Source organism: Paraburkholderia sp. 35.1, from assembly GCF_050436525.1.
Lineage (GTDB): Bacteria > Pseudomonadota > Gammaproteobacteria > Burkholderiales > Burkholderiaceae > Paraburkholderia > Paraburkholderia tuberum.
The window spans coordinates 3,832,398-3,851,621 of sequence record NZ_JBNDMJ010000003.1; the positions used below are offsets into that span (position 1 = coordinate 3,832,398).

Here is a 19,224-nt window from a genome sequence, read left to right on the forward strand (position 1 = left end):
GTAACGCGTCTGTCCGATGCGTTCTCCATGCTGCTGTGATTCGACTCTAGGTCGCCACTTTTAAAACAAGCTTAAAAAAGCCCGATGAGAGGGTCCGGCTCGCACGTCCCCGTCAACGCTAATTTCGGTACTATACGGATCTACCTTCAGTCCCCGATTTTCGCCGGAACTGCGCTCCCGACGCGCGTGCAACCATGCCTACCATCAACGAACTATTCGTCTATCCGATCAAATCCTGCGCGGGCATCGCGCTCACCGAGGCGCGGCTGTTGGCGACGGGCCTCGAATACGACCGCAACTGGATGATCGTCGATCCCGAAGGCGCGATGTTCACGCAGCGCGCGTATCCGCGCATGGCGCTGATCAAGGTCGAACTCGGCGCAGAGGATCTGATCGTCAGCGCGCCGGGCATGCGTGAGCTGCGCACGCCGCTCGATGCCGCGCGGCTCGCCGCGGCACCCAGGGTCGCTACCGCGGTGTGGCGCGACGCGGCCTACGGGCTCGACACCGGCGCAGAAACGGCGGTCTGGTTCACGGAGTTCCTCGGTCTGCCCGCGCGCTTGCTGCGCTTCGATCCCGAGCGGGAACGCGTCGTCGATCCGGACTATACGGACAGCACGGGGGGCGCCACGACCTTTTTTGCCGATGGCTTTCCGCTGCTGGTGGTCGGCCAGGCCTCGCTCGACGATCTGAACGCGCGCCTGAACGGCAAAGGCGCACCGTCGATCGGAATCGATCGCTTCAGGCCCAATATCGTGCTCAGCGGCCTCGATGCCTATGAAGAGGACTATGTCGAGACACTCGCCGTCGGCGCGAATGCGGACTCGAGCGCGCGCGTCGAGTTACGGCTCGTCAAGCTGTGCACGCGCTGTCCGATGCCGACCATCGATCAGGCGCGCGGCGCGCCCGATCCCGACTGGCCGAACGAGCCGACCGACACGATGCTCGGTTACCGAGTCAGCGAGCGCTTCGACGGCGCGGTCACGTTCGGCAACAACGCGCTGGTCGCGAGCGGGGCAGGGGCCTGGCTGCGCGTCGGGCAGCAGGTCGACGCGGAACTCGGGTTCGGCGATTGATGGGATGAAAGGCGGGCGAGGCCCGCTTCGAGCGCCGATCAGGCTGCCCGCGCCATGGCCGACGCGGGTAGTGTTTGTCCATCTCGAATCACGCGCGCCTGCGGCGCGAGCGTCACGATGTCGGGATTCGCGAGGTGGTCGAGCAGCACGACGTCAGCGGCCGCGAGCGCCTTGACGGCCTTCAGCGTCAGCAAGTCGAGGTCGCCCGGGCCGGCGCTCAGCAGCGGGACCTTGCCGGTGTTTGTGTTCATGTCGGTGTCCTTATGCCGTTGGTTTCCGTAGGCCCGAAACGAAAACGGCGCCCGCCCGTGAAGATCACGAGGGGACGCCGTTGTCCATTGCATTGCCTGTCGACGGTTGAGTCTGCGCGTCGCGACGACGTTGCCGCGATGACGTTGCGCAAGAGCAATGCAAGGACCACGCCATCGATCCGATCAAGGCGCGCAAGCCGTTGCCGCACATTGCGATTCACGCGGAAAACATGACGGCGATCGCACGCCCGTGCGCCTTCGTTTCGCACGTCGACAGTGCTGCGTCGCACCATCCCTGTGCCTGGCCGCCTCAAAACGCGTCGCGCGCGGGATCCGCTCCGAAGCCGCGCGACTTGCTGCAAATCCCCGCCACACCGCGCTTTCGGGCGCATTTATCGAAATTGGCACAGCCCTTGCGATAAGCGTTGCCATCGGACCAACGTGGGTTCGTCGCGCTTGCAGCACAACTGCACGCGCCCCGCAGCACCCAACAGGACAACGGCGTCCCCCGAATTCGGCCCCTCGGCTGGATTCGCGGGACGCCGTTTTTATTTCCGCAATCGCTTTCGCCAGACACCAGAGGACAGCGCGCTCATGAAAATCATCGTTATCGGTCACGGGATGGTCGGCCACAAACTGGTCGAATGCCTGGCGCAACGGTCCGCGCACGATCTCGACATCACGGTGCTGGGCGAAGAATCGCGACCGGCCTACGATCGCGTGCATCTGTCCGAGTTCTTCTCGGGCAAGACCGCCGATGACCTGTCGCTCGTCGAGCCGGGCTTCTTCGAGCGCCACGGCGTGCAACTGAAGCTGAACGCGCGGGCGGTCGCGGTCGATCGCGACGCGCGCACGGTGACGGTCGCGACCGGCGAAACGCTGCCGTACGACCGCCTCGTGTTCGCGACCGGCTCCTATCCGTTCGTGCCGCCGGTGCCGGGCCGCGAGCGCGGCGACTGCTTCGTCTATCGAACGATCGACGATCTCGAAGCGATGCGCGAATGCGGCGCCCGCTCGAAAACGGGCACGGTCGTGGGCGGTGGCCTGCTCGGTCTCGAATGCGCGAAGGCGCTGCGCGACATGGGTCTGCAAACGCACGTGGTCGAATTCGCGCCGCGCCTGATGGCGGTGCAGGTCGACGACGGCGGCGGCCGCGTATTGCGCGGCCGGATCGAAGAGCTTGGCGTCACGGTGCACACGCAGAAGAACACGACGGCGATCGTCGACGGCGAAGCGGGCACGCACCGCATGCAGTTCGCCGACGGCAGCCATCTCGACACCGACATGATCGTGTTCTCCGCCGGCATCCGTCCGCGCGACGATCTCGCTCGCGCATGCGGCCTCGAACTCGGCGCGCGCGGCGGCATCGCCATCGACGACGCGTGCCGCACCAGCGATCCGCACATCTATGCGATCGGCGAATGCGCGCTGTGGCACGGCCAGCTGTTCGGGCTCGTCGCGCCCGGCTACGAGATGGCGCGCGTGGTCGCGAAGCAGTTGCTCGGCGACCCGGCCGAATTCGCGGGCGCCGACACGAGCACGAAGCTCAAGCTGATGGGCGTCGACGTCGCCAGCATCGGCGACGCGCACGGCAATACGCCGGGCAGCCGCACCTACCAGTTCAGCGACGAACGCAAGCAGATCTACAAGAAGCTCGTCGTGTCCGATTGCGGCAAGCATCTGCTCGGCGGCGTGATGGTTGGCGACGCGAGCGAATACGGCACGCTGCTGCAGATGATGCTGAACCGCATCGAGCTGCCAGAGTCCCCCGAATTCCTGATCCTGCCGCAAGCGGACGGCAGCGCGAAGCCGGCGCTCGGCGTCGAGGCGTTGCCCGCGGCCGCGCAGATCTGCTCGTGCAACAACGTGTCGAAGGGCGAGCTGTGCGCAGCCGTGTGCGCGGGCGCGACCGACATCGGCGCGTTGAAGAGCGCGACCGGCGCGGGCACCTCGTGCGGCGGCTGCGTGCCGCTCGTCACGCAGGTGATGAAGGCCGAGATGAAGAAGCAGGGCCTCGCGGTGAACAACCACGTCTGCGAGCACTTCCCGTATTCGCGCCAGGAGCTGTATCACCTCGTGCGCGTCGAGGGAGTGCGCAGTTTCGGCGCGCTGCTCGCCAAGCATGGCCGCGGGCTCGGTTGCGACATCTGCAAGCCGGCGGTCGCGAGCATTCTCGCGTCGTGCTGGAACGAATTCGTGCTGAAGAAGGAGCACGCGTCGCTGCAGGACACCAACGACTACTACCTCGCGAACATCCAGCGCGACGGCACCTATTCGGTCGTGCCGCGCATGCCGGGCGGCGAAGTGACGCCCGACGGCCTGATCGCGGTCGCGCAGGTCGCGAAGAAATATGGCCTCTACACGAAGATCACCGGCGGCCAGCGTGTCGATCTGTTCGGCGCGCGCGTCGAGCAATTGCCGTCGATCTGGGAAGAGCTGATCGGGGCCGGCTTCGAATCGGGTCACGCGTACGGCAAATCGCTGCGTACGGTGAAGTCGTGCGTCGGCTCGACGTGGTGCCGTTATGGCGTCGGCGATTCGGTCGGTCTCGCGGTCGAACTCGAGAATCGCTACAAGGGCCTGCGCACGCCGCACAAGATCAAGTTCGGCGTGTCGGGCTGCACCCGCGAATGCGCGGAAGCGCAGGGCAAGGACGTCGGCGTGATCGCGACCGAGAAGGGCTGGAATCTGTACGTGTGCGGCAACGGCGGCATGAAGCCGCGTCACGCGGAACTGCTCGCCGCGGACCTCGATAAGGCGACGCTCGTGCGCTATATCGACCGCTTCCTGATGTTCTACGTGCGCACCGCCGACCGACTGCAACGCACCAGCGTGTGGCGCGACAACCTCGAAGGCGGCCTCGACTATCTGATCGACGTGATCGTCAACGATCGCCTTGGCGTCGCCAACGAGCTCGAAGTGGAGATGCAGCATGTGGTCGACACGTACGAGTGCGAATGGAAAAAGGCCGTCACCGATCCCGAAACGCGCAAGCGCTTCCGCCATTTCGTCAACAGCGGCGAGTCCGATAGCAACGTCGCGTTCGTCGAGGAGCGCGGACAGATCCGGCCGGCAACGCCCGCTGAGCGGCAGGTGCAGCGCATCGAGATTCCCGTTGTCGTCGAGACGGTTTGACCTCATCCGATTCCCGCTTAACTCAAAAGGAGCCCAGTCATGAAGAACGAACGCTTGCCCCGCGCCTGGACCGCGATCTGCGCACTCGACGACATCGTGCCGAACACCGGCGTTTGCGCGCTCGTCAATGGCGAACAGGTGGCCGTGTTTCACGTCGATCGCGGCCAAGTCGAGTCGCCGGCCGAGCCCACGGTCTACGCGATCGAAAACTTCGATCCGGGTTCGCACGCGGCGGTGCTGTCGCGCGGACTCGTCGGCAGCCTCGGCGAGCGCATCGTCGTCGCGTCGCCGATCTACAAGCATCACTTCGATCTGCGCACCGGCGAATGCCTCGAAACGCCGTCGTATTCGGTCAGCGCATTTGCCACGCGCGTCGAAAACGGCCAGGTGTGGGTCGCGGTTTGAGGTAGCGGCCTTTGTCCATCGTTCCGATGTTTCAACCCGATCATTCGCGCATGTCTGCTACCAGCGTAAAGAGCGTGTGTCCGTATTGCGGCGTCGGCTGCGGCATGGTGCTGCACGTCGAGGACGGCCAGGTCGTGAAGATCGCTGGCGACAAGGAGCATCCGGCCAACTTTGGCCGGCTCTGCACCAAAGGGCAGTCGGCCCACGTCGCGCTGCGCAAGTCGGGTCGTCTCGAAGGCGCGTTCGTGCGTCGTGCGCGCGACGAAGACCCGGTGCCGCTGCCGATGGCGCAGGCGCTGAGCGATACCGCCGCGCGTCTGCGGCGCGTGCTCGACGAGCATGGTCCCGATGCGCTGTCGTTTTACGTGTCGGGGCAGATGTCGCTCGAAGCGCAGTATCTGGTCAACAAGCTCGCAAAGGGCTTTATCGGCACGAACAATATCGAGGCGAATTCGCGCCTGTGCATGGCGAGCGCGGCGAGCGGCTACAAACTGTCGCTCGGCGCGGACGGTCCGCCCGGCTCGTACGAAGACTTCGATCACGCGGATCTGTTTTTCGTCAGCGGCGCGAATATGGCCGACTGCCACCCGATCCTGTTCCTGCGCATGATGGATCGCGTGAAGGCGGGCGCGAAGCTGATCGTCGTCGATCCGCGCCGCAACACGACCGCCGGGAAAGCCGATCTGTTCCTGCAGATCAAACCCGGCACCGACCTCGCGCTGCTGAACGGTCTGCTGCATCTGCTGCACGAAAACGGCGCAACGGATGCGGCTTTTATCGCCGAACACACCGAAGGCTGGGACGCGATGCCCGCGTTTCTGGCCGGGTACACGCCGGAGAACGTCGCCCGCATCACGGGCCTCGCCGCCGACGACATCCGTCGCGCCGCGCAGATGATCGGGTCGGCCAAAGACTGGATGAGTTGCTGGACGATGGGCCTGAACCAGAGCACGCACGGCACGTGGCACACCAACGCGCTGTGCAATCTGCATCTGGCGACGGGCCGCATCTGCCGGCGCGGCAGTGGGCCGTTCTCGCTGACGGGCCAACCGAACGCGATGGGCGGCCGCGAAATGGGCTATATGGGCCCTGCTCTGCCGGGGCAGCGTTCGGCGCTGGTCGCCGCAGATCGCGCGTTCGTCGAAGCACTGTGGGGCATCGCACCGGGCACGCTCAAAGCGGACGCAGGCACCGGCACGATCGACATGTTCGCGCGCATGGCCGCGGGCGACATCAAGGCGTGCTGGATCATCTGCACGAATCCGGTCGCGACCGTCGCGAACCGGCAGACCGCGATCGCCGGTTTGCGCGCGGCCGAACTCGTGATCGCGCAGGACGCGTTCCTCGATACCGAAACGAACCGCTACGCCGACGTGTTGCTGCCCGGCGCGTTGTGGGCCGAAGCCGAAGGCGTGATGGTCAACTCGGAGCGCAATCTGACGCTGATGCAGCAAGCCATCGAACCGCCCGGCGCGGCGCTGCCCGACTGGCAGATCATCGCGCGCATCGCGTGTGAAATGGGCTTTGCCGATGCGTTCAGCTATGCGAGCGCCGACGAAGTGTTCGCCGAACTCACGCGCGCGGCGAACCCCGCGACCGGCTACGACCTGCGCGGCGCGAGCCATCGCCGCTTGAAGGACTCGCCACTGCAGTGGCCGATCGCGTCGGCCGATTCGTCCGAGCGCAATCCGCTTCGCTATCTGAATGACGGCGTGAGCCAGACACTCAGGGAGTCGGAAGATGGCGGCCACCCGCGCATTGCTTTTCCGACCGCGAGCGGCAGGGCGAAGTTTTTCGCGCGTGCGTATCAGCCTGCGGCCGAGTTGCCCGATCGCGAGTTTCCGATCGTGTTGAACACGGGCCGTCTGCAGCATCAGTGGCACACGATGACCAAGACCGGCAAGGTCGCGATGCTGAACAAGCTGAACCCGGGACCCTTCGTCGAAATTCATCCGGACGACGCGGCCGAACTCGGGATTCGCGCGAAGGACGCGGTCGAGATCCGTTCGCGGCGCGGCCGCGCGGTCCTGCCCGCCGTCGTCACCGATCGTGTGAGCGCGGGTCAGTGCTTCGCGCCGATGCACTGGAACGACGTGTTCGGCGACGAACTGTGCATCAATGCGGTGACCAACGACGCGGTCGATCCGGTTTCTCTGCAGCCCGAACTGAAAGTCTGCGCGGTCGCGCTGAGTCCGGTGACGGCGGATCGCGACGCGAGCACTCGCAATGACGACGATGCGCTCTCTACCCCCGCCGAGGCAGCGGTTTTAGCGCCCAGCGCCAAGGATCAACCCATGCCTCGTATCGAAGCCCTCACGACTTTGCTGCAACTGCCGCCCGAGCCCGCGCCCATGCCGTCGCTCAGCGACGCGGAGCGCGCGTATCTGGCGGGTTTCGTTAGTGGCCTGCGTTCGGCCGAAGCGCAAGGTCTCGTCAACGTGCCGGTGCTGCCGCACAGCGCACCGTTCGATGCGGTGAAGCGGCTCTATGTCGATGGTCTGCTTGCGGGACTGTATAGCCGCAGCGCGACGACAGCCCAGACGTCGACCGCTGCCTTGCGGCCGAATCTCGCACAGGAACAGCCACGCGAATCGGGCGTGCGCATCGTGCGCGTGCGGCCGAAGGTCACGCTCTTGTGGGCCTCGCAAACCGGCAACACCGAGTCGCTGACCGAGCGTTACGCGACGCGTCTGATGGAATCGGGCTTCGAAATCCGCACCGCGTGCATGGCCGACTATTCGTTCGCGACGCTCGCGAAGGCGCAATACGTGCTGCTGATGACGAGCACGTTCGGCGACGGCGATGCGCCCGACAACGCGCAGGACTTCTGGACGCAACTGAACGCCGCCACGGCGCCGCGCCTCGACGGCGTGCGTTTCGCGGTGCTCGCGCTTGGCGATCGCAACTACGATCAGTTCTGCGGTCACGGCCGCCGTCTGGACGAGCGGCTCGCCGCGCAGGGTGCGCTGCGTCTGAGCGAGCGCGTCGATTGCGATATTGAATATCAGCAGGGCGCCGATGCATGGCTCGAACGCGTGATCGTCTGCATCAAGCAGGCGGATGCCGCGCTGTACGCGGTGCCGCCGGGCGGCATGATCAACGCGGTGGTGGGCGCGGTGCCGACCAGGGCGCGGCCGGCCGCGTCGCGCGTCGTCGGCAATCTGCGCCTGAACCGGCAGGGCGCCGCAAAGGATACCCGCTACGTGTCGCTGCAAACGGGCGAGACGAACCTCGAATACGAAGCGGGCGATGCGCTCGGCGTGTGGCCGAGCAACTGCCCCGAACTCGTCGACGAACTGATCACGCTGAGCGGTTTGTACGCGGAGGCATCGGTGCACGTCGCGGGTATCGGCGACATGCGGCTCGCCGATGCGCTCGGCAAGCACTACGAGATCGCGCGGCCGAGCGCCGAGGCGCTCGCGTTCGTCGCGGCGCGCAGCGGCAACGGCGCGCTGGGCGATCTGCTCGCGCCCGAACGCAAGGCGGATCTGAAGCAATGGCTATGGGGACAGCAGCTCGCCGACGTATTGCACGAGTTTCCGGTGAGCCTCTCGGCCGCCGAGCTGACCGGCATGCTGAAGCGTCTGCAGCCGCGTCTGTATTCGATCGCATCGAGCCCGAAGGCGCATCCGGGCGAAGTGCATCTGACGGTGTCGGCGGTGCGGTATACGAATGGGCGGCGGCACCGCAAGGGCGTGTCGTCGACGTTTCTCGCGGATCGCGCAAGCGACACCGACGTGCCCGTGTTCGTGCAGAAGTCCGCGCACTTTCGTCCTCCTCATCAATCGGACACGCCGATGATCATGGTCGGGCCGGGCACCGGCATCGCACCGTTTCGCGGCTTTCTGCACGAACGGCAGGCACGAGGCGAGCGCGGACGCAACTGGCTGTTCTTCGGCGAACAGCATGCCGCGACCGACTTCTACTATCGCGACGAACTCGAAGCGATGCGCGCGAGCGGTCTGCTGACCCGGCTCGACGTCGCGTTCTCGCGTGACCAGGCCGACAAGATCTATGTGCAGGACCGCATGCGCGAACACGGTGCGCAACTGTGGGCATGGCTCGAAGACGGTGCGCACTTCTATGTATGCGGCGACGCGAACCGGATGGCGCGCGATGTCGATGCGGCGCTGAAGGACGTCATCACGACTCACGGTGGCATGAGCGAAGAGAAAGCACTCGAATACGTGAGCCGTCTGACGCGCGAAAAGCGTTATGCACGCGACGTGTATTGAGCCGCCGATGCGTTTCAGAAGATGCCTTTAAAAAGGCCTCGTAACAGACAGCCCGATGGTATGACGCTTGCGTGTCGAGTCCCAGTGAAAACTCCGGGCGACATGCCGGCGCAAAACACAAGTAACGCAGCAACTGGACTACCCGTCATTTTATTTACTGAGGATCTCTGATGAAAAACGTGATGCACTCCCTGCGAAGCGGTGATTGGCGCGCACTGGTCGCCTGCTTTCTGTATTTCGACACGGGCTTCACCGTCTGGGTGCTGTATGGGCCGCTCGCGCCGTTCATCAGCAAGAGCATCGCGATGACGCCCGCGCAGCAGGGTCTGCTCGTCGCGGTGCCGGTGTTGTCCGCGGCGATTCTGCGCGTGACGCTCGGCAATCTGTATCAGTCCGCGCACGGCAAACGCATTGCGTTGATGGGCGTGCTGCTGTCGGCGGTGCCGACGATCGTGCTGCCGTTGCTGCAATCGGTGCCGTCGTACGAAATGCTGCTGGTGCTCGGCGTGTTCCTTGGCGTCGGCGGCGCCAGCTTCGCGGTCGCGCTGCCGATGGCCGGCAGTAACTATCCGCCGAAAGTGCAGGGCCTCGTCTTGGGACTGGCCGCGGCCGGCAACATCGGCGCGGTGCTCGACGGCTTTCTGTTCCCGCAACTGGCGACGCGCTACGGTTGGCAACTCGCCGCGGGCGGCGCCTTGCCGCTGCTCGCGATCGCCGCGATCACGCTGTACTTCTGGGCCAACGACGCGGGCGTCAAAACCGGCAGCGTGCTGCGCGCCTTCGGCAGTTTCGCGACGACGCTGGTCGGCCTGATCGCGCTCGTGCTGCTCGTCGAAGCGGGGCTATTCGGCGCGGGCAAGACCGGCGTGCTGCTGCTGCCGGTGATCGGTGCGCTGCTGGCGATCGCGGTGCTGCCGCAACGCTACCGCTCGGTGCTCGCCGAGCGCGATACGTGGGTCATCATGCTCGTCTATAGCATCACGTTCGGCGGTTTCGTCGGTATGTCCTCGTATGTGTCGCTGCTGCTGACCAACCTGTATCAACTGTCGAAAATCGACGCGGGCCTGTTCATGGCGCTGCTCGCCGCGACCGGCGCGATGGTGCGCCCGCTCGGCGGCCTGATTGCCGACCGCGTGTCGGGCGTGCGCGCGCTGACCGTGCTGCTGGCGATCATCGCTGTTTGCGATTTCCTGTTCGCGGCGGCGATGCCGTCGCTCGCGGGCGGCATTGCGTTGCTGCTGTGCCTCTATGTCGCGTTCGGACTCGGCAATGGCGCGACGTTCCAGCTCGTGCCGCATCGCTGGGCCGGCCGCACCGGGCTGATGTCCGGCATCGTCGGCGCGGCGGGCGGCATCGGCGGCTTCTATCTGCCGGTCGTGATGGGCATCGCGAAGGAGAGCACCGGCAGCTATCAAATGGGCTTCGCGACGTTCGGCACGCTGTCGGCTTGCGCGTTCCTTGCGATCGTCGCGCTGCGCCGGCCGTGGATGGCGTGGTCGATGCAAACCGGCGTCATGCACGCGCATGCGACGGAGTAAGGCGCCGCGCTCGCGCGTCTGGCGTGCGCTGTCCAACGCCGAGGAATTCGGCAAATGGTTCGGCGTGAATCTCACCGGCAAGCAGTTCGTCGCGGGGCAATCCACGCAGGGGCACATCACCTATCCAGGCTATGAGCATCTGCTGATGAACGTGCTGGTCGAGCGTGTCGAGCCCGAGCATCATCTGTCGTGGCGCTGGCATCCGGCCGCGATCGACATCACGATCGACTACACGCCTGAGCCGACCACGCTCGTGGAATTCGATCTGAGCGACGTCGAGTCGGGCACGCTGCTGCGCGTCGTCGAATCGGGCTTCGACCAGTTGCCGGTCGGGCGGCGCGCGCAAGCGTTCCGGCTGAACGACGGCGGCTGGGAGCAGCAGATGGTCAACGTCGAGCGATATGTCGGCGCGAGCTAGGGCGGCCCCCGCGAGGGCGGGCCTCAAGGCGGCGACACTGCGCAGTTCGGCGGCGGTGTTCGCGGCGCTCGGTGACGAGACGCGTCTGCGGCTTGTCGCGGCGTTGTGCGCGGGCAGTGCGATGTCGATCGCGCAGCTGACGGCCGGCACCGACATCACGCGGCAGTCGGTCACGCAGCATCTGCAGGTGCTGGCCGACGCGGGCCTCGTGCACGACGTGAAGGTCGGACGCGAGCGCCTGTGGGCGTTCGAGCCCACGCATCTCGACGCGGCACGCCGCGCGCTCGACGCGATTTCGCGGCAGTGGGATCAGGCGCTGCTGAAGCTGAAGACGATGGTCGAAGAATGAAGGGCGGGCGTCCGTGGTGATTGCCCGAACCGAGCCGGCATGCGGATTGGCCGCCTGCCGGTAGGCTGTACGCGACGGCGGGTGCCGCATTTTTTACCGACTGCGAGCGGCACATCGTGCGCGGAAGCGCGGAACAACACAAAAAGGGGCCAAAAAATTGGCCCCCAATCCGCTGTAAAAAAGGAAGAAAAACGAGCCCGCGACTAATCGGCGATCCGCTTGTCGGCCAGCGCGTTCTGGCAGTCGGCCAGAACCTGCCGGACGAGCCGGGCTTGCGGGTCGAGTTCGTCGGTATCGAGAATTTCTTCAACGGCGTCGCGCGCCCAGTCGGCATCGACGAAGCGCGCGTGGCGCCGCGCGATTTCGACCGCGGTGGCCGACAGCTTCGCGACGCACAGCCAGTCGGCTTCGCGCGCGCGGCGGTCGAGCCACTTGTGTGCGGACTGCACGTGAAACGCCGCGTCGGGCCAGTCTTCGTTCAGATAATAAGCGCCGAGGCTTCCGCATGTGAGCCAGCACAACAGCTCCAGGCGGTCACGGGGACTCAGATGTTGGCGTACATCACTCATGGCGACGCTCGCTGCAGTAAATGGCTTCCCGGTGAGGCCGGCGGGCGCCGTCCTCCGCTTTTTACACACGCTTTTTACAAACATTAGCATGCGGAATTCCCGGGCGGCAATTCCTGACCACCCTTAGCGTGCGGCGCCGCCACAGGTGGCGTTTTCGGGCGGTGCGTCAGCGTGGTGCGGCGGCGATCTGATCGCCCCGGGACGATCCACCGCAGCCGAAGCGCCGGCATTTACCGGCTCGCAGCGGTTCCCGGCGCGGCTTCAACGTTCGCCGCGCGTCGCGACGATGAAAAACCGCGGAAACGGCAGCAGCACCGTGCCATCGGCGAGCGCCGGGTAGGCTCTGACGATTTCGTCGCGATAGCGTTGCACAAACGCCCCGCGTTCGGCGTCGTCGAGCGCGGCGAGAAACGGCCGCAGCGCGCTGCCCTTGAACCATTCGACCACCGCGTCGGCGCCCGCGAGCGGGTGGTGATAGACCGTGCGCCACACGTCGACGCGCGCGCACAGCGGCTTGAGCAGCGCGTAGTACCAGTTTGCGTCGTAGCGCATGGTGCGCTCGATACCGTTCAGCTTCGTCGCCCAAGGCCCGTCGATGGCGATTTCGCGCAGCAGCCGGTGCGCCGGTTCGTCGAGATTGTCGGGCATCTGCACGGCGAGGCTGCCGCCCGTGGCAAGTTTTGCCACCAGCGCGGGGAACAGCCGCTCGTGGTCCGGCACCCATTGCAGCACCGCGTTCGCGAGGATCACATCGAAGGGGCCGTGCGCGTCCCACGTCGAAACGTCGCTGATGTCGAAGCAAAATTGCGGCAGCCGCCGACGGGCCGCCGCGATCATGTCGGCGGAGCGGTCGATGCCACTGACCGACGCGCCCGGCACCCGCTCGGCCAGCACCTCGGTCGAGTTGCCCGGGCCGCAGCCGATGTCGACCGCGAGCCGCGCGCCGTTCAAGGGCACCGCCGCGAGCAGATCGCGGACCGGCCGCGTGCGCTCGTTCTCGAACAACATGTACTGCTTCGCGTGCCAATCGCTATGCTCGTTCGTGGTTTTGTCGGTCATCTTTTGCTCCTTCGCGGGTTCGTTGCGGCCATTCTCGGCCGCTGACAGCCCGGAGTAAAATGAATTTATGATCCCGATTACTTCATTTTTCTAATGAAAATCGACACGCTCGGCGTGCAGGCTTTCGTCGCGATTGCCGATCGCGGCAGCTTCCAGAGCGCGGCGGATTCGCTGCGCGTCACGCAAACCGCGATCACGCAGCGGCTGCGCAAGCTCGAAAGCTATCTCGGCGTCACGCTGATCGAGCGCACCACGCGTTCGATGGCGCTCACCGAAATCGGTCGCAATTTTTCTGCCGCAGGCGCGTCGGCTGCTCGGCGAGCTGGCGGACGCGCTCGTCGAGATCCGCGAAACGGGCATCGCGCGACGCGGCGACGTGTCGATCGCGTGCGTGCCGACCGTCGGCGTGCAGTATCTGCCGCGCATCCTGCAGGCGTATTCGGCGCGCTATCCGCACAATCGCATCAAGATTCTCGATCACGCGTCGGCGGCGGTGGAGGAGGCCGTGTTGCGCAGAGAGGTCGAGTTCGGCATCAACATCGCGCGCGAGCATCATCCCGATCTCGCCACCGTGCCGCTCACCGAAGACCGCTACGTGCTGATCTGCCACGAGGACCATCCACTCGCGAAGCGGCGGCGCATCGCATGGCGGCAGTTGCAGCCGTTCCCGCTGATTTTCGCCGGCGAGGTCAGTGGCAATCGCGCGCTGCTCGACGTCGCGCTGGAATCGAGCGAGCTCGCGCTGCGTTCGTTCTACGAGGTGCAGCGCAGTTCGACCGCCGTCGGACTCGTCGCGCAACGCGTCGGCGCGGCCGTGGTGCCCGCGCTCGCGCTGCAGAACGGCGCGTATCCGAGCGTGCGCACCGTCGAGCTCACGCAGCCCACCGTGTCGCGCACGCTGGTGCTCGTCGCGCGGAAGACCGCGCAGTTGTCACCGGCCGCGCAGGCGCTGTACGACATGATCCGCGAACAGGCGACGCTGAAAAGCGGATGACGGCGCGCCGCGCGCAAGGCAAACTGGCTGGCTTGCGAGTTTCATTCCTTCAACCCGTTCAATCCACGCGACACCCAACGACTCATGCTGCAGATACTCGGCAAGACCACCTCGATCAACGTGCGCAAGGTGTTGTGGACCTGCGCGGAACTTGGGCTTGCGTTCGAACAGGAAGACTGGGGCTCGGGCTTTCGCTCGACCGAGGTCGCCGAATTCCGCGCGCTGAACCCGAACGCGATGGTCCCCGTGATCCGCGACGGCGACTTCGTGTTGTGGGAATCGAACTCGATCATCCGTTACCTCGCGAACCGTTATCGCGGTGACGGGCTGTATCCGGCCGATCCGGTCGAGCGCGCGCGCTGTGATCAATGGATCGACTGGCAGGCGAGCGAATTGAACCGCTCGTGGAGCTACGCGTTTCTCGCGCTCGTGCGGCACTCGCCCGAACATCAGGACCCGCGCCAGATCGCCGCGTCGTGCGCGAACTGGTCGAAGCATATGGCGATCGTCGAGCAGCAACTCGCGCGCACCGGTGCGTATATCGCGGGCGACGCGTTTTCGCTCGCCGATATTCCGATCGCGCTGTCCGCGAACCGCTGGCTCGAAACGCCGCAGCAGCACGACGATTTGCCGGCGCTGGCCGCTTATATGGCGCGCCTGGCCGAGCGCGACGGGTATCGCAAGCATTGCCGAAACGGCACGCCGTAATCGTTGATTCGCGCGCTTCTGCAATCTGTCGGTGCTTACAGAATCCGCCTTCAATGCTTACGCCCTGCTTGTGAATTCCCGCGCTCGACGGCTTCTGCGCGGTGCACCCCGCGTCGCCTACAATGGCGGCCATCTAGCGACATTGAAGGTTCAACGATGCGGTTAACGAAATTCGCTCTGGCTTTGCTGGCGGCGTGCTTCACTCTGAACGCGAGCGCCGAAATGACGGCCGCGCAATACAAGCGCTGGGCACACGCCGACAACAACTCGATCTATGCGGCGTACATCACCGGCACGATCAACGCGTTCGGCTGGGCGAACGGCGATCTGGTCGCGAGGAAACAGCCGCAGCTGTTCTGTCCGCCACCAACGCTCGCGATCGGCAACCAGACGGTCTATCCGTTGCTCGATGCGTTCTTCGCGAACCATCCGGGCATTTCCGAGGATTTTCCAATCGGGCTCGCGATTCTGCGCGCGTTGCAGGGCGCGTATCCGTGCTGACGTGTTGAAGGAGTGAGGGGAGGGAGGCGAGGAGGGGCAACCTCAGGGGCGAAGTCGCGAAGCGGGCCCGCCCCCGCTGGATCAAACCTGCACGAGATTCGGAATCTGCACGTCCGGATTGACGTCCGCGTCGTAATCGACGCCCTTCATTTCAAAGCCGAACAGGCGCAGGAAATCGGTCTTGTAGCCCGCGAAATCGGTGAGTTCGTAGATGTTGTCGTTGCTCACCTGGTTCCACAGCTCCTGCACGCGGCCTTGCACCTGCGGATCGAGTTCCTTGTAGTCGGCGCGCAGACGGCCTTCGTCGTCCAGATGCGGCTGGCTGCCATAGAGGCTGTCCTTGTACAGGCCGTAGACCTGCTCGATACAGCCTTCGTGCGTGCCTTTTTCCTTCATCACCTTGAAGAGCAGCGACAGATAGAGCGGCATCATCGGAATCGCCGAGCTTGCCTGCGTGACGACTGCCTTCAGCACCGCGACGCGCGCATCGCCGCCCTTGGCCGCGAGCTTTGAGCGGATGCCGAGCACTTTCTGGTCGAGATCTTTCTTGGCCGCGCCGATCGAGCCGTTCCAGTAGATGTCGTGGGTGATCTTCTCGCCGAGGTAGGTGAACGCCGTGGTCCTGGCGCCGTCGGCGAGCACGCCGGCAACGCCCAACGCGTCCATCCACATCTGCCAGTCCTCGCCGCCCATCACCGCGACCGTGTGTGCGATTTCTTCCGGCGTCGCCGGTTCGAGCACGGTTTCCTTGATCACTTCCTTGTCGGTGTCGATGCCGCGCAGATTGACAGCCTTGCCGATCGGCTTGAGCACCGAGCTGAACACTTCACCGGTCTTCGGGTGCTGGCGCTTCGGCGCCGCGAGGCTGTAGACGACCAGATCGACCTGGCCGAGATCGCGCTTGATCACTTCGATCGTGCGCGCCTTCACTTCGTCGGAGAACGCGTCGCCGTTGATGCTGGTCGCGTACAGGCCTTCGGCGGTGGCGAACTTCTCGAACGCCGCAGTGTTGTACCAGCCAGCCGTGCCAGCCTTGGTTTCGCTGCCGGCGCGCTCGAAGAACACGCCGAGGGTCGACGCGCCCGAGCCGAACGCTGCGCTAATGCGGGCGGCGAGGCCATAGCCGGTCGACGCGCCGATCACGAGCACCTTCTTCGGGCCGTTGGCGATGGGGCCGCGTGCCTTCACATACTCGATCTGTTCCTTGACGTTGGCTTCGCAGCCGGTCGGATGGGTCGATACACAGATGAAGCCACGCACACGCGGTTTGATGATCATGAAGCACCTCTTGTCGGAATTGGCGACATTATAGTGGCCCCGCCGGAGCCGCACTCCATGCCGCGAACGAAGCAAAAACCGGCGTACCCCCCACATCTTGCTACGATTGCGCCTTTCCCAGCCGACGACAGCAAGTGAAGCGCCTCTTTTCCTCCTTTCTGGCGGCCCTCGACAAAGGGCTGACGCTCGCGAACCCGCTGTTCGCGAAGGCCGCATGGCATCTGCGCCATCCGACCCGCCGCACGTTCGCGTGGGGGCTCGCCGCGCTGCCGGTGCTATTCGTACTGTACGTGCTGCTGCTGATTCCTTTCACGCCGAGCATCGGCGACATCCGCAAGGCCAAGATCGAGCAGCCCGCGCAGATCCTGTCGGCGGACGGCAAGCTGCTCGCCGAGTTCAAGCCGTCGAACCGCGAGTGGGTCAAGCTGAAGGACATCTCGCCGAACGTCGTGAACGCGCTGATCGCGACCGAGGATCACCGCTTCTATCAGCATTTCGGGATCGACTGGCGGCGCACCGCGTCGGCCGCGCTGCACACGTTCTCCGGCGACCGCCAAGGCGGCTCGACGATCACGCAGCAGCTCGCGCGCAATCTGTATCCCGACGAAATCGGCCGCGCGCCGACGTTGACGCGCAAGCTGAAGGAAGCGATCACCGCACTGAAGATCGAGGCGTTCTACACGAAGGACGAGATCCTCGAAACCTACCTGAATACGGTCCCGTTCCTGTACAACGCGTACGGCATCGAGATGGCTGCGCGCACCTATTTCGACAAGTCCGCATCCGAGCTGAACGTGCTCGAAGCGGCGACGCTGACCGGCATGCTGAAGGGCAACGCGTACTACAACCCGGTGCTGAACCCCGAGCGCGCCTTGCAGCGGCGCAATACGGTGCTCGCGCAGCTGGTCAAGTACGGCAAGCTGACGCCCGCCCAGTACGACACGCTCGCCCGCAAGCCGCTGCGTCTCGACTTCGAGCGCCAGATCGAGCCGCCCGGGCCCGCGCCGCACTTCACGCAGCAACTGCGCAAATGGCTCGTCGCGTGGGCCGATCGCAACGACTACAACATCTATTCCGATGGACTCGTCGTGCGCACGACGATCGACTCGCGTCTGCAGACGATGGCGACCCAGGCGGTCACGCTGCAGGGCAACCAGTTGCAGAACATTGCGAACTCCGCGTGGGGCACGCGCGCGGGCTGCTCGGCGGACAAGGACCTGCTGCGCACGTTCCTGCGCGAAACGCCTGACTTCCGCGCGGCCAAAGACACGGGCCTCGCCGACGACGAGGCGCTGAAACGCCTGCTCGCCGATCGCAAGCTCGTGCAGAGCGTGTGCGACACGAAGACGCGCGTGCAGGCCGACTTCCTCGCAATGGACCCACGTACCGGCGAGATCAAGGCGTGGGTCGGCAGCCGCGACTTTGGCGTTGATCCGTTCGATCACGTGCAGCAGGCGCGCCGTCAGCCGGGCTCGACCTTCAAGCCGTTCGTCTACGCGGCGGCCTTCGAGGCCGGCGCGAAGCCGGACGACAAACTGCCGGACAATCCGGTTCAGATCGAACTCGCCGGCGGCGAAATCTGGAAGCCGAACGACGAGGACGAGCCGAGCGGCCGCATGATCAGCCTGCGCGACGCGCTCGCCTATTCGCGCAACCGCATCACCGCGCAGGTGATGGAGTCGGTGGGTCCGAACAGGGTCGCCAAGCTCGCGCGCGCGATGGGTGTGCGCGACAGCCAGCTCGACCCGGTGCCGTCGCTCGCGCTCGGCACGAGCCCGGTCACGCTTAAGGAAATGGTGTCGGCGTACGGCACGATCGCGAACCTCGGCGGCTACGTCGAGCCGCTGATGGTCACGCGCATCGAGGACCGCAACGGCAACCTGCTCGCCGAATTCAAGCCGGCCACGCCGAGTCGCGAGCTGCCCGCCGACACGGCGCGCACGCTGGTCGACGTGATGCGCGACGTGGTCAGCCGCGGCACCGGCGCGAGCATCCGCACGCGCTTCGGCGTGCGCGGCGATGTCGCGGGCAAGACCGGCACGACCCAGGGCAACGCGGATGGCTGGTTCATCCTGATGCAGCCGCAACTGGTGGCGGGGGCATGGGTCGGCTTCAACGACAGCCGCGTGACGCTGCGCAGCGATTACTGGGGGCAGGGTGCGCATAGCGCGCTGCCGATCGTCGGCGATTTCTTCCAGCGCGCGCAGCGCTCGCGGCTCGTCGACAGCCACATGAAGTTCGATACCGCGCAGCAGCCGGGCTGGTTCGCCGAGCGCGCCGAACGCTTGCGCGACTGGATCGGGCACCTGTTCACGCGCACGCCGGCGCAGCCGGACAAGCAGGTCGTGGCGCGTGCTCCGGCGCGGCGCGCGCCGGTGGTGTCGGTGCAGCCACCGACGTCTGCCGTGGCGGCACCGGCGGCGGTGTCAGAGGCAGCGGGCGCGTCCGCGGTGCAGGGCGAAGCGCGCGCGTTGCCGCCGTTGCTGCCGGGGTCGGGGTCGGGGTCGGGGTCGGGGTCGGGGTCGGGGTCGGCTCCCGCGCCGGCGCCGGGTAATACCGTCGACGGTGAAGCGCACGGCGGCGGTGCGGCAGCGCTCGCGCCAACCCCGACGCCGGACGACCTCGTGCCGCCCGATGCGGGCGGTCAGGGCACAGAAGGGTCGAGTAACGGCAGCGGGGCGAATTGAAGGCGACCCGGGCAGGCTGCC

At 65.6% G+C, this 19,224-nt stretch carries 13 protein-coding genes and 2 pseudogenes; 11 read left to right on the forward strand and 4 right to left on the reverse strand.

Annotated elements, in window-relative coordinates; translation table 11 throughout:
• Positions 1-194 precede the first annotated feature (194 nt).
• Complete coding sequence (locus OKW27_RS37960) at positions 195-1,076, forward strand: MOSC domain-containing protein (protein WP_429336467.1); 882 nt, start codon at positions 195-197, stop codon at positions 1,074-1,076.
• A gap of 74 nt (positions 1,077-1,150) precedes the next feature.
• Here the strand turns inward: OKW27_RS37960 and OKW27_RS37965 are convergent.
• Positions 1,151-1,327, reverse strand: a pseudogene (locus tag OKW27_RS37965) (SAM-dependent methyltransferase); the annotation flags it as partial.
• A gap of 594 nt (positions 1,328-1,921) precedes the next feature.
• Here OKW27_RS37965 and nirB point away from each other — a divergent pair.
• The 6 genes from nirB to OKW27_RS37995 all read left to right on the forward strand — a co-directional run bounded on the left by nirB (position 1,922) and on the right by OKW27_RS37995 (position 11,407).
• Positions 1,922-4,462, forward strand: coding sequence for a nitrite reductase large subunit NirB (gene nirB / locus OKW27_RS37970; protein WP_429336468.1), 2,541 nt, complete (start codon positions 1,922-1,924; stop codon positions 4,460-4,462).
• A 39-nt stretch (positions 4,463-4,501) separates the two neighbouring features.
• Positions 4,502-4,867, forward strand: a complete 366-nt coding sequence (nirD, locus tag OKW27_RS37975) for a nitrite reductase small subunit NirD (RefSeq protein WP_429336469.1) — start codon at positions 4,502-4,504, stop codon at positions 4,865-4,867.
• Between the two features lie 50 nt (positions 4,868-4,917).
• Positions 4,918-9,102 carry a molybdopterin-dependent oxidoreductase gene (locus OKW27_RS37980; RefSeq protein ID WP_429336470.1) on the forward strand — a complete coding sequence of 1,395 codons (4,185 nt, stop codon included), beginning with the start codon at positions 4,918-4,920 and terminating at the stop codon, positions 9,100-9,102.
• A 170-nt stretch (positions 9,103-9,272) separates the two neighbouring features.
• Positions 9,273-10,640, forward strand: a complete 1,368-nt coding sequence (locus tag OKW27_RS37985; RefSeq protein ID WP_187610065.1) for an MFS transporter — start codon at positions 9,273-9,275, stop codon at positions 10,638-10,640.
• Positions 10,627-11,058, forward strand: coding sequence for an SRPBCC family protein (locus OKW27_RS37990; RefSeq protein ID WP_429336471.1), 432 nt, complete (start codon positions 10,627-10,629; stop codon positions 11,056-11,058). Before OKW27_RS37985 ends, OKW27_RS37990 begins: the two co-directional genes overlap by 14 nt.
• Positions 11,042-11,407 carry an ArsR/SmtB family transcription factor gene (locus OKW27_RS37995; RefSeq protein ID WP_429336472.1) on the forward strand — a complete coding sequence of 122 codons (366 nt, stop codon included), beginning with the start codon at positions 11,042-11,044 and terminating at the stop codon, positions 11,405-11,407. The genes OKW27_RS37990 and OKW27_RS37995 overlap by 17 nt, the downstream gene beginning before the upstream one ends.
• A gap of 203 nt (positions 11,408-11,610) precedes the next feature.
• On the opposite strand, the gene OKW27_RS38000 is transcribed toward OKW27_RS37995, so the two are convergent.
• Together OKW27_RS38000 and tam are read right to left on the reverse strand one after the other, a co-directional pair.
• Complete coding sequence (locus OKW27_RS38000; protein WP_026225375.1) at positions 11,611-11,976, reverse strand: hypothetical protein; 366 nt, start codon at positions 11,974-11,976, stop codon at positions 11,611-11,613.
• A gap of 261 nt (positions 11,977-12,237) precedes the next feature.
• A complete protein-coding gene (gene tam, locus OKW27_RS38005) occupies positions 12,238-13,035 on the reverse strand; it encodes a trans-aconitate 2-methyltransferase (RefSeq protein ID WP_429336473.1) in 798 nt (265 codons plus the stop codon).
• 93 nt (positions 13,036-13,128) lie between these two features.
• On the opposite strand from tam, the pseudogene OKW27_RS38010 reads away from it, so the two are divergent.
• The 3 genes and pseudogenes from OKW27_RS38010 to OKW27_RS38020 all read left to right on the forward strand — a co-directional run bounded on the left by OKW27_RS38010 (position 13,129) and on the right by OKW27_RS38020 (position 15,238).
• Positions 13,129-14,029, forward strand: a pseudogene (locus tag OKW27_RS38010) (LysR substrate-binding domain-containing protein).
• An 84-nt stretch (positions 14,030-14,113) separates the two neighbouring features.
• On the forward strand, positions 14,114-14,737 hold the full coding sequence (locus OKW27_RS38015; protein WP_429336474.1) for a glutathione S-transferase family protein: 624 nt from the start codon (positions 14,114-14,116) through the stop codon (positions 14,735-14,737).
• A gap of 156 nt (positions 14,738-14,893) precedes the next feature.
• Positions 14,894-15,238, forward strand: coding sequence for a hypothetical protein (locus OKW27_RS38020; protein ID WP_090804882.1), 345 nt, complete (start codon positions 14,894-14,896; stop codon positions 15,236-15,238).
• 81 nt (positions 15,239-15,319) lie between these two features.
• Here the strand turns inward: OKW27_RS38020 and fabV are convergent, their stop codons facing one another.
• Positions 15,320-16,516, reverse strand: a complete 1,197-nt coding sequence (fabV, locus tag OKW27_RS38025; RefSeq protein WP_090804884.1) for an enoyl-ACP reductase FabV — start codon at positions 16,514-16,516, stop codon at positions 15,320-15,322.
• A 134-nt stretch (positions 16,517-16,650) separates the two neighbouring features.
• On the opposite strand from fabV, the gene OKW27_RS38030 reads away from it, so the two are divergent.
• Positions 16,651-19,203, forward strand: coding sequence for a penicillin-binding protein 1A (locus tag OKW27_RS38030; RefSeq protein WP_429336475.1), 2,553 nt, complete (start codon positions 16,651-16,653; stop codon positions 19,201-19,203).
• The last annotated feature ends 21 nt before the right edge of the window (positions 19,204-19,224 follow it).